Annotated in this window: 12 protein-coding genes; all 12 read left to right on the top strand. The window is 56.5% G+C overall.

The genetic code is table 11. The features are described from left to right. Positions 1 to 34: 34 nt before the first annotated feature. The 12 genes from ACJSDX_RS05570 to ACJSDX_RS05515 all read left to right on the top strand — a co-directional run bounded on the left by ACJSDX_RS05570 (position 35) and on the right by ACJSDX_RS05515 (position 13093). Positions 35 to 832, top strand: coding sequence for a class I SAM-dependent methyltransferase (locus tag ACJSDX_RS05570; RefSeq protein ID WP_407993854.1), 798 nt, complete (start codon positions 35 to 37; stop codon positions 830 to 832). A gap of 159 nt (positions 833 to 991) precedes the next feature. Further along, on the top strand, positions 992 to 1852 hold the full coding sequence (gene motA, locus ACJSDX_RS05565) for a flagellar motor stator protein MotA (protein ID WP_407993853.1): 861 nt from the start codon (positions 992 to 994) through the stop codon (positions 1850 to 1852). A gap of 24 nt (positions 1853 to 1876) precedes the next feature. Beyond that, entirely contained in the window at positions 1877 to 2803 is a 927-nt protein-coding gene (gene motB, locus ACJSDX_RS05560) for a flagellar motor protein MotB (protein ID WP_407993852.1), read from the top strand. Positions 2804 to 2870: 67 nt separating this feature from the next. Then, positions 2871 to 3419 (top strand): chemotaxis protein, encoded by a 549-nt coding sequence (locus tag ACJSDX_RS05555; protein ID WP_407993851.1) that lies wholly within the window; start codon positions 2871 to 2873, stop codon positions 3417 to 3419. A 68-nt stretch (positions 3420 to 3487) separates the two neighbouring features. Continuing rightward, positions 3488 to 3853 (top strand): response regulator, encoded by a 366-nt coding sequence (locus tag ACJSDX_RS05550; RefSeq protein WP_407993850.1) that lies wholly within the window; start codon positions 3488 to 3490, stop codon positions 3851 to 3853. 70 nt (positions 3854 to 3923) lie between these two features. Next, positions 3924 to 6293, top strand: coding sequence for a chemotaxis protein CheW (locus ACJSDX_RS05545; RefSeq protein ID WP_407993849.1), 2370 nt, complete (start codon positions 3924 to 3926; stop codon positions 6291 to 6293). An 11-nt stretch (positions 6294 to 6304) separates the two neighbouring features. Next, a complete protein-coding gene (locus tag ACJSDX_RS05540) occupies positions 6305 to 6832 on the top strand; it encodes a chemotaxis protein CheW (protein WP_309566518.1) in 528 nt (175 codons plus the stop codon). Between the two features lie 57 nt (positions 6833 to 6889). Next, positions 6890 to 8569 (top strand): methyl-accepting chemotaxis protein, encoded by a 1680-nt coding sequence (locus ACJSDX_RS05535; protein WP_407993848.1) that lies wholly within the window; start codon positions 6890 to 6892, stop codon positions 8567 to 8569. 86 nt (positions 8570 to 8655) lie between these two features. Next, a complete protein-coding gene (locus tag ACJSDX_RS05530; RefSeq protein ID WP_407993847.1) occupies positions 8656 to 10458 on the top strand; it encodes a methyl-accepting chemotaxis protein in 1803 nt (600 codons plus the stop codon). Positions 10459 to 10490: 32 nt separating this feature from the next. Then, positions 10491 to 11342 (top strand): CheR family methyltransferase, encoded by an 852-nt coding sequence (locus ACJSDX_RS05525; RefSeq protein ID WP_407993846.1) that lies wholly within the window; start codon positions 10491 to 10493, stop codon positions 11340 to 11342. A 2-nt stretch (positions 11343 to 11344) separates the two neighbouring features. Beyond that, on the top strand, positions 11345 to 11956 hold the full coding sequence (gene cheD / locus ACJSDX_RS05520) for a chemoreceptor glutamine deamidase CheD (protein WP_407993845.1): 612 nt from the start codon (positions 11345 to 11347) through the stop codon (positions 11954 to 11956). Positions 11957 to 12025: 69 nt separating this feature from the next. Further along, positions 12026 to 13093: a protein-glutamate methylesterase/protein-glutamine glutaminase gene (locus tag ACJSDX_RS05515; protein WP_407993844.1), complete on the top strand. Its 1068-nt coding sequence runs from the start codon at positions 12026 to 12028 to the stop codon at positions 13091 to 13093. Positions 13094 to 13125: the final 32 nt, after the last annotated feature.

Here is a 13125-nt window from a genome sequence, read left to right as displayed (position 1 = left end):
TATGTCGCTTCAACAGTTTTAATGGATCTTGCCCATGCGAATTGAGCAGGAGCCAAACCCGGAGTTGAGTGGTGCCAGGAGGCGGCTTCCCCCCGCTATCCTGGCTTTTTTTATTCAGTTTGCGGCGCTTGCGGCAGTCTGGTGCACCAGCCAATTGCTGTGGGGTCTCGGCTGGCAGGATTTGCCGGCCTGGACTTTGTTCCTGCTGCAAGGAGTGGTTGCCTGCCTGTTGTCCATCATGCTGGCGATGGCCGCTTGGTGGCGGTGGATACACCTGTTGTTCCCGTTGGCGATCCTGGCTATGCTGCAATGGCAATTGCCCGCATGGATATATCTGCTGGCGTTTTGTTTTACCCTTGCTCTGTTCTGGAGCACGTATCGCACCCAGGTGCCCTTCTATCCGACCAGGCCCGCGACTTGGCGTCAGGTCAAAGAGCTGGTTCCCGCGGACAGGCCGGTCGGCGTGCTCGATATCGGCAGCGGAATGGGCGGGCTTGTCATGTACCTGGCCCGGGAACGCACGAATGCCAGGTGTGCCGGAATTGAGCTGGCGCCTTTGCCATGGCTGATCAGCGTCTTGTCGGCCTTCTTAAAAAAATCTCCCGCATCATTCAAGTATGGCGACTACCAGGCCGTTAATCTTTCTGAGTACGACGTAGTGTTCGCGTACCTCTCCCCGGCGGCGATGCCTGATGTTTGGCTCAAGGCTAAGAAGGAAATGCAGGCAGGTAGTTTGCTTATCAGTTATGAGTTTGAGATTCCGGGAGTGGCTCCCAAGTTGCAGATTCAGGATAAGTTCGATGCCCCAAGTATTTTCGTATGGGAATTGTAAGCGCGGGACATTGCGCTCTAGGAGGCGTTCAAGCCACGATGATTCAGATATAAAGGGTTATTGCACTTCAATTGCCGCGATCAGAACATCAGCTTGATTGCTATGCTGAAAAAGAACTTAAGAAATCGGGCCTGTGAAGCCTGAGCGGAGCTTGCTGATATGCTGGTGATAGCGGGGTATCTGGTAGTACTGGGAAGTGTCTTTGGCGGGTTCGCCATGGCAGGCGGGCATCTGGCCGCCTTGTTCCAGCCGATAGAGTTGCTCATGATCGGCGGGGCCGCCATTGGCGCTTTCCTGGTAGGAAATGATGCCAAAGCGATCAAGGCGACGCTGAAAGCCTTGCCCAGCGTATTCAAAGGTTCGAAATACACCAAATCGCGCTATATGGATCTGTTGGCGCTGCTGTTTGAAATCCTCACCAAGATCCGCCGCGAGGGGATGATGGCGATAGAGAGCGACATCGACAATCCCGAAGCCAGCCAGATTTTTTCCAAGTATCCAGACATCCTTGTCGATCAGCATCTGATGGATTTCATTTGCGATTACCTGCGCCTGATGACCTCAGGCAACATGGATGCGTTCCAGATCGAAAACCTGATGGATAACGAGATCGAGACCCATCATCATGAGAGTATGGTGCCTTCCCATTGTATTGCCCGCATGGGCGACGGCATGCCGGCGTTTGGCATTGTGGCTGCGGTAATGGGGGTGGTGCACACCATGGAATCCGTAGGGTTGCCGCCAAACGAATTGGGGGTGCTGATTGCCCACGCCTTGGTGGGAACCTTCCTCGGCATTTTGCTCGCTTATGGCTTCGTCGGTCCGCTAGCGAGCTTGCTGGAGCGCAAGGCTGACGAGTCATCCAAGATGTTCCAGTGTGCCAAGGTGACTTTCCTCGCCAGCCTGAACAGTTACGCTCCTGCGATTGCGGTGGAGTTCGGCCGCAAGGTGCTGTACTCGACCGAGCGCCCCGAGTTCGCCGAACTGGAGGCTCACGTCAAGCAGGCCAGGGCCCGCTAGGGAAAGGAAAAGGCGGAGAACGAGATGGCCCAGGAAAACGTCCGGATTGTCGTTAAACGTGCCAACAAGCATGGCGCTAGCCGTCATGCTGGTGCCTGGAAAATAGCCTATGCCGATTTCGTGACGGCAATGATGGCGTTCTTTCTCCTCATGTGGTTGTTGGGCTCCACGTCCAAGGCCGACCTGGAAGGGATTTCGGAGTATTTCAAGATGCCGCTCAAGGTGGCGATGCAAGGCGGGCCGGGCCTTGGTGCCAGCGATAGCGTCCTCAGGGGCGGCGGTACTGATGTGACCAAGGTACAGGGGCAGATCAGGAAGTCTGATGATATTGAGGCCAGGAAAAAGCCGGACTTGAAGGCCGCCAAGCAAACGGTGGCCAAGGCGGATATGGAAAGGCTCAAGGTGCTGAAAAAGCGTATCGAGGATGCCATTGAGGCCAGCACGACATTGCGCCAGTTCAAGAAGCAGCTGTTGCTGGACATCACGACAGAAGGGCTGCGTATCCAGATCGTGGATGAGCAGAACCGCCCGATGTTCGCCTCTTCTAAGGCGGAACTTCAGCCATACGCCCGTCAGATCCTGCACGAGATCGGCCAGTTGCTCAACGACGTGCCGAACAAGATCAGCTTGTCCGGTCATACCGACTCGGCCCCTTATCCGAGTGGAGAGCGTTACTACAGCAACTGGGAGCTATCCTCTGACCGAGCCAATGCCTCACGCCGGGAATTGGTTGCCGGCGGCATGAAAGAGGAAAAGCTATTGCGCGTGGTAGGCTTGTCTTCCGCGGTACTGTTCGATAAGGAAAACCCGCTCAATCCCGTTAACCGTCGTATCAGCATCATCATCATGAACAAGAAGGCGGAGGAGGAAACGATTAACGACAATGGTTCGACGGAGGTGCGCGCAGCTGGCGATGTGCCTGCTGTGACTGAGAGTTTTAATAAATCATGATAGTGATCAAGCGGGATTTTTCTCTTGTTTTTTATAGATTGAATGTAGTCCGGACAGGATAGCGTATATGGCAAGTCAGACTATACCGATAGACGAATTAAAGGAGTTGCTGGTCAGTCTCGGCGGCTGGGGCGAGGAGCATCTTGAACACGTGGAGGCAGATCTCGGCCAGGCCAACGCGTTGCTGCGCGAGGCGATCAGCATGCTGGTGGATGGCTTCATGGCCATCAACCGGGCCGCGCAGGCGCAGCAGCAGATACTGTTGAGCTTGAGCACCAGCACGCAATTATCTCAACAGCATATTGCCGAGGTGGCAATGTATAGCCGTCAGATCGAGAGCGAAGTGAACCGAGTCGTGACGGGAATGCAGTTCGAGGACATGACCAACCAGCTACTGACGCGCGCTCTCGCCCGCGTCGGCGGGCTCAAGCTGTTGCTGCTGGCAATGGCGGACCAGCATGAGTCCTTGGTTGCCGGACATTCGCATCAAGATATCGCCGTCATTTTGCAAAAGATGAGCGAGTCTCTCAACGAAAAACGTGCCTCCATGCATCGCGATTTACAGTCGTCCGTGAATCAGCAGCATATGGGGGCGGGCGATATCGAGCTTTTTTAGGTTTCTCTTTTAACAATGTCAGGAACGTGCCGGAGCGCACAGGCGCGCAAGAACGGGGATTGAACGATATGGGAAAAACAATACTGGCTGTGGATGACTCCGGGTCGTTGAGGCAGATGGTGGTATTCAGCCTGAACGCCGCAGGCTACCAGGTGATAGAGGCAGTGGACGGCGAGGATGCCTTGAACAAGGCGCAGACCCAGGTCGTGGACCTGGTGCTGACTGACCAGAACATGCCCAGGATGGATGGGCTGACGCTGATTAAATCACTGCGCAGCCTCAGTTCTTACCAGAAAGTGCCGATATTAATGCTAACGACCGAGTCCAGTGACGAAATGAAGGCATTGGGCAAGGCAGCGGGTGCGACAGGATGGTTGGTCAAGCCATTTGATCCCAAGCGTTTACTAGATGTTGTTCAGCGTGTCATTGGGTGAGGTTGGTGCATTGCACAGGACTGATCTTCGTGTGGGGCGTGGATAGCATGAATCAATGTGGAGTTGAACAATGACAATTGACATGAGCCAGTTTTACCAGGTGTTCTTCGACGAGTCGGACGAACTGCTGGCGGAAGCTGAGCGTTTGCTGCTCGAGCTTGATATCGCGGACCCGAGCGCGGAAGACCTCAATGCCATTTTTCGTGCGGCACACTCCATCAAGGGCGGGGCCGCGACTTTCGGCATGACGGACATGACTGAGATCACCCATGTGCTTGAGAACCTGCTGGACCGCATCCGCAAGAACGAGATGAAGCTGCAGGCGGAGCATGTGGATGTATTCCTCTCCGCCAAGGACATTCTTAAGATGCAGCTCGATGGCCACCGCAATGGAAGCGCCGTCGATCAGGACGCCGTCAGCGAGATCAAGGCCACATTGCACAACCTGGCCCAGGAGGGCGGACAGGCTGTCGCTGCCCCGACGGAGGCATTGCCCGCGGCTGGGCAAGCGCCCGCGGAGGCCAAGCCCGGGAATGCAGTTGCCTCAGCGCCAGCTGCCGGTTCGACCAGGCAATACCAAGTGCAGTTGCCGGAATTGCCGGAAAAGGACGTGACGGCATTGACCGAGGAGCTGGCCTTGCTGGGCGCGGTGGAGGCATTGCCTGCGGTCGGCAACCGCCATGTGCTCAAGTTGGACACGGACGAGAGCCTGGATAACATCGTGGCGATCTGTTCTTTTATCCTGGATCCGGACGACCTGGTCATCACCGAGCTTGATGCCGGCGCACGCAATGTATCCCCGGCGAAGCCAGCTGCCGCCGGCAGCCTGGGCTTTCTGATCGAAATCCCGGAAATCCTGGACAAGGACTGGAGCACGCTGGTTTCGGAACTCGAATTGCTCGGCAAAGTCGTCGTGCAGCCTGTGGTCGGCAACTTGCATTCGCTCTGGCTGGAAACCGAGGAGGACCGTGACAGCATCCTCGCGGTGAGTTCCTTTGTCGTCGACGTCGACAAGATCAAAGTGACAAAGAGAAGTGATGCTCCGCTAACAGAAAGCGTGCAGGCAGAACCGGTTCAGGCTAAGGAAAAGCCGTTGGATGAGGGTGATTTCGGTTTGTTTGATGAAAGCGCCGTCAAACCGGAGCCTGTGAAGAAGCCTGCCGTTGTAGAGGCAACCAAGGTGAATGCGGAACCGCCGGAAAACAAACGGGTGGCGCCGCGCCGCGAAGCTGACAAAGCGGCGGCAAGCCAGGAAACCACATCCATCCGTGTCGGGATCGAAAAGGTGGACCAATTGATCAACCTGGTTGGCGAGCTTGTCATCACCCAGGCCATGATAGAGCAGCGTACCGGCACGCTGGACCCCATGCTGCATGAGCGCCTGCTCAACAGCGTAGGCCAATTGACACGGAACACCCGCGATTTGCAGGAAGCCGTCATGTCGATCCGCATGATGCCGATGGACTATGTATTTTCCCGTTTCCCGCGCATGGTGCGCGATCTTGCGAGCAAGCTCGGCAAGAAGGTCGAGTTCGTCACCAACGGCGCGGCCACCGAGCTGGACAAGGGCCTGATCGAGCGTATTGTCGACCCATTGACCCACCTGGTGCGCAACAGTATCGACCATGGCATCGAGTCGCCCGAGGTGCGTGCCGCCGCAGGCAAGAGCCCGGTGGGCCGTTTGTCGCTTTCAGCAGGGCATCAGGGCGGCAATATCATTATTGAGGTGAGCGACGATGGTGGCGGCCTCAACCGCGAACGCATCCTCAACAAGGCCAAATCCTCGGGGCTGAGCGTTTCCGACAGCATGCCGGACGGCGACGTATGGCAACTGATCTTTGCTCCTGGCTTCTCTACGGCGGAACAGGTGACCGATGTCTCCGGCCGAGGGGTCGGCATGGATGTGGTCAAGCGCAATATCACCGCCATGGGCGGTGTGGTCGACATACGTTCCGCCGCCGGATACGGCACCACCATTTCTATTTCCCTGCCCTTGACCCTGGCGATTCTTGACGGCATGTCCGTCCGGGTCGGGGATGAGGTCTACATCCTGCCGCTCAGTTTTGTCATGGAGTCGCTGCAGCCGTCTGCGGGCGACGTCAAGGATGTGACCGGCCAGGGCCGCCTGGTCAAGGTGCGTGAAGATTACCTTCCGCTGATTCCGCTATACCAGATGTTTGGCATCGAGCCACTCTATCGCGAGCCCGAGGACGGCATCCTCGTGGTCTTGCAGGCGGACGGCAAGAAAGCCGCATTGTTCGTTGATGAACTGGTGGGTCAGCAGCAAGTCGTGGTGAAGAATCTCGAATCCAATTACCGCAAGGTGGCGGGGATTTCCGGCGCGACCATCCTCGGCGATGGCGGCGTCTCGCTGATTCTGGATGTTGCCAATTTGCTGCGGTCCAGCAGGCAGTTGATCACTGAAACTTCCATTCATTAAGAGGTGTTGTCATGTTAGAACCAACAAGCAGTAAAGCAGAGAGCCAGTCGCAACCGGTTCCATCAGGGGCAGCGCAAGGTGAGAGCAGCGAGTTCCTCGCTTTTACGCTGGGCAGCGAGGAATACGGGATTGATATCCTCAAGGTGCAGGAGATCCGAGGCTACGAGAGCGTGACCAGGATCGTCAACGCGCCGGAATTCATCAAGGGCGTGATCAACCTGCGCGGCATCATTGTCCCGATCGTGGACATGCGCATCAGGTTCAACCTGGGCACGCCTACCTACGACCAGTTCACCGTCGTCATCATCCTCAATATCAACGGGCGTGTGACCGGGATCGTGGTGGACAGCGTTTCCGACGTCACGACGCTGAACGCGCAACAGATCAAGCCTGCGCCGGAGATGGGCTCTATCCTGAGTACGGACTACCTGATTGGCCTGGGAACGCTGGATGACCGCATGTTGATCCTGGTCGATATCGATAAATTGATGACCAGTTCGGAAATGGGCTTGGTCGACCATATCGTTGCCAACGCTTAATTATCCCTAGATAACGATAAAAACAGACATATTGGACTCGAAGGGCGGAGATTAGAAATGAAGCTACTAAATCCATTGATGAATTACATGTATGGTCAGAGGATCACCAAGCGCCTCGTGATCGGTTTTGGATCCTTGCTGGTGCTGCTGGCGGCGATCGTCATCCTCAGTTTCGTGCTGATGACATCCATGAATAATCGTACGGACGCGATTGTCGCGGAATCGGCGACCAAGCAGGCATTGCTGAATGATTGGAAGCTGTATACCAATATGAACATCGTCAATGCCGTGGCTTATATCAGGAACCGTAGCCAGAACCAGGAGGCATATTTCCTCGAAAAGATGGATGAGTATTCGAAAGAGGTCGACAAGCTGCAGGCGCAGGCCTTGGAATCCATGAAGGGCGACGAGTACCAACCTTTGTTAGAGAAAATCAACAAGGCGCGCGAGGAGTACCGCACCGTGCGCAGCGATGCCTTCAAGATCCGTGTCGCATTGAATGTGCGCGCAGCAGCGCTTGAGAACTGGCTGACCAATGAGCAAGTGAGCCTCGAGGAAAAGCGCAATGTCAGCAATAAGCTGGCCGCTGATGAAAAGGCATACTACGAAAGTATCGACAGCAGTTTCCAGGCTGCCCGCGACGCTTATCAGGGCGCCATGAACGAGTTGTTGCAGTATGAGCGCGACAGGGCAGTGGAATTGGCTGCGGCTAATAAGAGCGCCAGCATCCAGGGCCGTACCCTGGTGATCGTGCTGGGCTTGCTGGCCATCCTGCTGGGCGTGGTGTTCGCGAGAGTGATTACGGTATCCATCATCGAGCCGATCAATTACGGCATCCGCGTGATCGGCCGAGTCTCCAAGGGCGACTTGGCGCCGCGCCAGAACGACCTGCTCGACATGATCAATGAAAACGCCTCCGATGAGCCTGGCAAGCTGCTGGTCGGTATCCGCTTCATGATCCAGGAACTGCGCAAGCTGGTGACGGAAGTGCGCGGCAGCACGGACACGATGCTGGTCGCGACCAGCGAGATTTCCTCTGGCAACGCCGACCTCTCTTCGCGTACCGAGTCGCAGGCTTCCAGCCTGGAAGAAACTGCCAGCTCCATGGAAGAGTTGACTTCCACCGTGCGCCAGAATGCGGACAACGCAAGACAGGCCAACCAATTGGTGATCACGGCTTCGGAGTCTGCGGTGCGTGGCGGGCAAGTGGTCGACCAAGTCGTCAACACCATGGGCTCGATCAAGGAGAGCTCGCGCAAGATTGTGGACATCATCGGCGTCATCGACGGCATTGCCTTCCAGACCAATATCCTCGCGTTGAATGCTGCAGTTGAGGCTGCACGGGCAGGCGAGCAGGGGCGCGGGTTTGCGGTGGTGGCGAGCGAGGTGCGCAACCTGGCCCAGCGTTCTGCGGCGGCGGCCAAGGAAATCAAGGGCCTGATCGGCGATTCCGTGGAGAAGGTTGATATCGGCAACAAGCTGGTGGACCAAGCCGGTACCACGATGAGCGAAATCGTGAGCTCGGTTCAACGCGTGGCCGACATCATGGGCGAGATCACCTCAGCCAGCCAGGAACAAAGCTCCGGCATCGAGCAGGTGAATATTGCCATTGGGCAGATGGACGAAATGACCCAGCAGAATGCCGCCCTGGTTGAACAGGCGGCGGCAGCGGCGGAGAGTCTTGAGGAACAGGCGCAGAAACTGTCCTCTACGGTCAGCGTATTCAAGATCAACTAAAAATAAAATACTTGTTTTGATTAAAAGGCAGAAAAACGCAAATGGGGTGGCTGCATTGCCATCCTCTCAATAGGAGAAAAAGTAACATGCGTATCAACATGCCTGTGACAACGAATGAGTATTTGCTGCAGGACGGCCAGTCGATTTTGTCGACGACCGACCTGCAGGGAAAAATCACTTATATAAACCAGGATTTCATCGAGGTAAGCGGCTTTACCGAAGAAGAGCTGATTGGTTCTCCTCATAATTTGGTTCGCCATCCTGACATGCCTCCCGAAGCGTTTGCCGATATGTGGGCGACGCTGAAAGCCGGATTGCCCTGGACGGGGATGGTCAAGAACCGGCGCAAAAATGGTGACTATTACTGGGTCCTGGCGAATGCCACGCCCATGCGCCAGAACGGCAGTGTCGTGGGATATATGTCCGTACGTGTCAAGCCCACACGCCAGCAAGTCGAGCAGGCCTCGCGGATTTACGCCAGCCTGCGCGAAAACAAGCGCCATGGTCTCAAGCTGTACCGTGGCGAGGTTCTGAAAACAGATTTAATCTCGCGGGTAAGAAGAGCAATGCAAATGACGTTGAAAACAAGAGTAACCGTGACAACCATCGCCATCATTCTGGCGATGATTGTCGTCATGGCGGCAGCGCTTAGCGGGCTGGGCATTGGCTTCGTGATCGGCGGCGCCTTGGTTGCCATCGTGGCGGCCGTGGGGCTTGCCATGTCGCTTTCCGCCTCAGTGATCAAGCCGCTGCGCGAAGCAACCGACATCGCCAATTCGCTTGCGAGCGGCGATCTTTCACACAAGTTCAGCGCCAGCAAGACAGATGAGACCGGCATGCTGTTGCGGGCGCTCAACCAGATGAACGTCAACATCGTCGCCATGATCTCCGATATCCGTACCAATATGCAGCGCATCAATATAGGTGTCAGCGAGATTGCCAAAGGCAACAACGATCTTTCGGCACGTACCGAATCCCAGGCCAGTTCGCTGGAAGAAACGGCCAGTTCGATGGAAGAGCTGGCCTCTACCGTGAAGCAGAACGCCGACAATGCGCGGCAGGCCAACCAACTGGTGATATCCGCCTCCAGCGTCGCGGCCCGTGGCGGCGAGGTGATTGGCGAGGCCAGGGACAGGATGCGCCTGATCAGCGAGTCGGCCAACAAGATTTCAGACATCATCGGCGTGATCGACGGCATTGCCTTCCAGACCAATATCCTCGCATTGAATGCCGCGGTCGAGGCGGCCCGTGCCGGCGAGCAAGGGCGGGGGTTTGCAGTGGTTGCTGCAGAAGTACGCAATCTTGCCCATCGTTCCGCGGCGGCAGCCAAGGAAATCAAGGGATTGATTTCCGATTCGGTGGAGCGGGTGGAGGCTGGGGTGGTGTTTGTGGACCAGGCCGGCACGACGATGACGGAGATCGTGTCTTCGGTGCGTAGTGTCACCGATATCATGGCGGAAATATCAGCGGCCTCGACCGAGCAGAGCTCAGGTATTGACCAAGTGAACCACGCAGTCAATGACATGGACGAGGTCACCCAGCGCAATGCCGCGCTGGTCGAGGAGTCCGCCGCGGCGGCAGAGGCATTGAAACGGGATGTGTTGCAGCTCGAGCGTGCCGTCAGCGTGTTCAAGCTGGGCAACGGCAGGGATACTGTGCTGGAGCAACAGCCCGCGGTTCAGGCTAAAGCATCCGCGCCGGCACCTGCCAGGCCCAAGGCCGAGCTTGCGCCAAGCGCTCCCGCAAAGCCCAAAGCGGCTGCCGCAGCACATGAGGCAAAAACAAAAACCAAAGGCGTTGCGGCACATGCAGCGCCCGCGTCCAAATCCGCACTACCCAGGAAGGTCATTGGTCCGGATTTTTCCAGCGACGAATGGGAAGAGTTCTGATCGCGCATGCGCATATGCAGAGGAACGTGTAATTGAATTCAAGCACAGTGAGCAAATCAAGTGCGGGCAAGGAGTTTGATTTTACAGAAGCGGATTTTGCCCGCGTACGCAAGCTGATCTATCAGGCGGCTGGCATTTCGCTGTCGGACTCCAAGCACGAGATGGTCTACAGCCGTCTTGCAAGGCGCTTGCGGGCGACTGGCATATCCAGCTTCCAGCATTACCTCGACGTGCTGGAAAGCGGCTCCGGCTCTGATGAGTGGGAGGCCTTTACCAACGCGCTCACCACCAACCTGACATCGTTCTTTCGCGAACATCACCATTTTCCCATTCTCGCGGAACATATCCGCAAGGCGGCTCAGCCCATTTCCATCTGGTGCTGCGCGAGTTCCACCGGCGAGGAGCCGTACAGCCTGGCGATTACTGCGTGCGAAGCTTTCGGCACGCTGCGGCCGCCTGTCGAGATCATCGCCACCGATATTGACACCAATGTGCTGGCAACCGCTGCCGCCGGCATATACACCTACGACCGCATCGAGAAATTGCCCATGGAGCAGAAGAAGAAATTCTTCCTGCGCGGGACCGGCAAGCAGCAGGGCATGGTGCGGGTACGCGACGATTTGCGCAAGCTGATCAGTTTCAGGCCCCTGAACCTGCTGAGCAACAGCTGGCCTGTCAGCGGACAGTTCGATGCGATCTTCTGCCGCAATGTCATGATCTATTTCGACAAGCCGACACAGGCGGCGATTCTCAAGCGCTTTGCCCCGTTGATGAAGCCGGACGGCTTGCTTTTCGCCGGGCATTCGGAAAATTTTCTTTACGCCACTGACGCATTCAAGCTATTGGGCAAGACGGTATACACCCTCGAGCGGCGAGGAGGCTGATCATGGCCAGCCCGATAGAAGAGCAGTTGGCCACCAACCTGTATTTCGACAAGACCTTCAATTGCGAGGCGGCCAAGATTTTGCCTGGGGAGTATTACACGACCAACCAGGACATCGTGATCGTGACGGTGCTGGGTTCATGCGTATCCGCATGTATCCGCGACAAGGTTTCCGGCATTGGCGGCATGAATCATTTCATGCTGCCGGAGGGCAGCCCTGCGGATGCCAACAACCCGGTTTCGGAGTCGGCCCGTTATGGTACTTATGCCATGGAGGTGTTGATCAACCAGCTATTGAAGAACGGTGCGCGCCGGGAGAACCTTGAGGCCAAGATTTTTGGTGGCGGCAATGTGTTGAGCGGTTTCACCGCCATCAATATCGGCGAGAAGAATGCGGCATTTGTGCGCAAGTATTTGCGCGACGAGAATATCCGCGTGGTCGGCGAGGACCTGAACGATATCTATCCCCGCAAAGTGTATTTCTTCCCCAAGACCGGGCGCGTATTGGTGAAGAAGCTGAAGCAGATGCATAACAACACCTTGATCACGCGTGAAGAAAGCTATGCCAAGAGGCTCAACACGAACAAGGTGGCTGGCGATGTGGAATTGTTCTGAGGCAGGCTCAACGGTGGTGGCTGGGAGGAGACCAGATGCCAGGTGATAGTTAAATAAAAAGGCAATGTCATGACCATAAAAGTTCTTATCATCGACGATTCAGCGCTGATCCGCAGCTTGTTGACCGAGATCATCAACCAACAGCCTGATCTCGAGGTAGTGGGCGCGGCTCCCGACCCCTTGATCGCGCGGGAAATGATCAAGCAAAAGAATCCTGATGTGCTGACTCTGGATGTGGAAATGCCCAAAATGGACGGGTTGGATTTTCTCGAGCGCCTGATGCGGCTGCGCCCGACGCCGGTGGTGATGATTTCCTCGCTGACCGAGCGCGGCTCGGAAATCACCATGCGGGCCATGGAGCTGGGCGCGGTGGATTTCATTACCAAGCCGAAAATGTCGATTGCCAGCGGCATGCATGAATATAGCGAGATGATTGCGGACAAGATACGCGCAGCTTCCAGGGCGCGCCTGATTGCCAGGAAACCATTGACTCCGGCGACAGGCAGCACTGGTTTGCCTTCGGTCAGCAATCCCCTGATCAGCAGCGAGAAGCTCATCATCATCGGCGCCTCCACGGGCGGCACCGAGGCGATCAAGTCCTTCCTGATGCAAATGCCGTCGGACTGTCCCGGCATCCTGATTACGCAGCATATGCCGGCAGGCTTTACGCAATCTTTTGCCAATCGCCTGAACGCCTTATGCAAAATCTCGGTGCAGGAAGCCAAGGGCGGCGAGCGCGTCCTGCCCGGCCATGCGTATATTGCGCCTGGGCATTCGCACCTGTTGCTGGCGCGTAGCGGCGCCAATTACGTGACGCAGCTGGATGACGGCCCGCCCGTGAGCCGGCACCGCCCCTCGGTGGATGTCTTGTTCAGTTCTGCCGCAAGCAATGCGGGCAAGAATGCGATTGGTGTTATTCTCACGGGCATGGGCAAGGATGGTGCCGACGGCATGCTGAAAATGAAGCAGGCCGGGGCCTACAACTTTGCGCAGGACGAGGCGAGCTGCGTCGTCTTCGGCATGCCCAAGGAGGCAATTGCCATGGGCGGGGTGGACGAGGTGAGCTCATTATATGATATGCCTGGCAAGGTGCTGCAATACCTCGCAGCCAACAGCGCGCGGGCATTGCGTGTTTAATATGGAGGTGCCGCAGCATGATCGACCGGCAT

Origin of the sequence: Methylobacillus draconifructus (assembly GCF_045984355.1) — a bacterium.
Taxonomy (GTDB): domain Bacteria; phylum Pseudomonadota; class Gammaproteobacteria; order Burkholderiales; family Methylophilaceae; genus Methylobacillus; species Methylobacillus flagellatus_A.
This window is presented reverse-complemented; position numbering and strand designations above follow the sequence as displayed.

Coding starts and splice junctions, on each gene's coding strand:
- ACJSDX_RS05570 (WP_407993854.1), top strand. CDS start 35: ATGCGAATTGAGCAGGAGCCAAACCCGGAGTTGAGTGGTGCCAGGAGG.
- motA (WP_407993853.1), top strand. CDS start 992: ATGCTGGTGATAGCGGGGTATCTGGTAGTACTGGGAAGTGTCTTTGGC.
- motB (WP_407993852.1), top strand. CDS start 1,877: ATGGCCCAGGAAAACGTCCGGATTGTCGTTAAACGTGCCAACAAGCAT.
- ACJSDX_RS05555 (WP_407993851.1), top strand. CDS start 2,871: ATGGCAAGTCAGACTATACCGATAGACGAATTAAAGGAGTTGCTGGTC.
- ACJSDX_RS05550 (WP_407993850.1), top strand. CDS start 3,488: ATGGGAAAAACAATACTGGCTGTGGATGACTCCGGGTCGTTGAGGCAG.
- ACJSDX_RS05545 (WP_407993849.1), top strand. CDS start 3,924: ATGACAATTGACATGAGCCAGTTTTACCAGGTGTTCTTCGACGAGTCG.
- ACJSDX_RS05540 (WP_309566518.1), top strand. CDS start 6,305: ATGTTAGAACCAACAAGCAGTAAAGCAGAGAGCCAGTCGCAACCGGTT.
- ACJSDX_RS05535 (WP_407993848.1), top strand. CDS start 6,890: ATGAAGCTACTAAATCCATTGATGAATTACATGTATGGTCAGAGGATC.
- ACJSDX_RS05530 (WP_407993847.1), top strand. CDS start 8,656: ATGCGTATCAACATGCCTGTGACAACGAATGAGTATTTGCTGCAGGAC.
- cheD (WP_407993845.1), top strand. CDS start 11,345: ATGGCCAGCCCGATAGAAGAGCAGTTGGCCACCAACCTGTATTTCGAC.
- ACJSDX_RS05515 (WP_407993844.1), top strand. CDS start 12,026: ATGACCATAAAAGTTCTTATCATCGACGATTCAGCGCTGATCCGCAGC.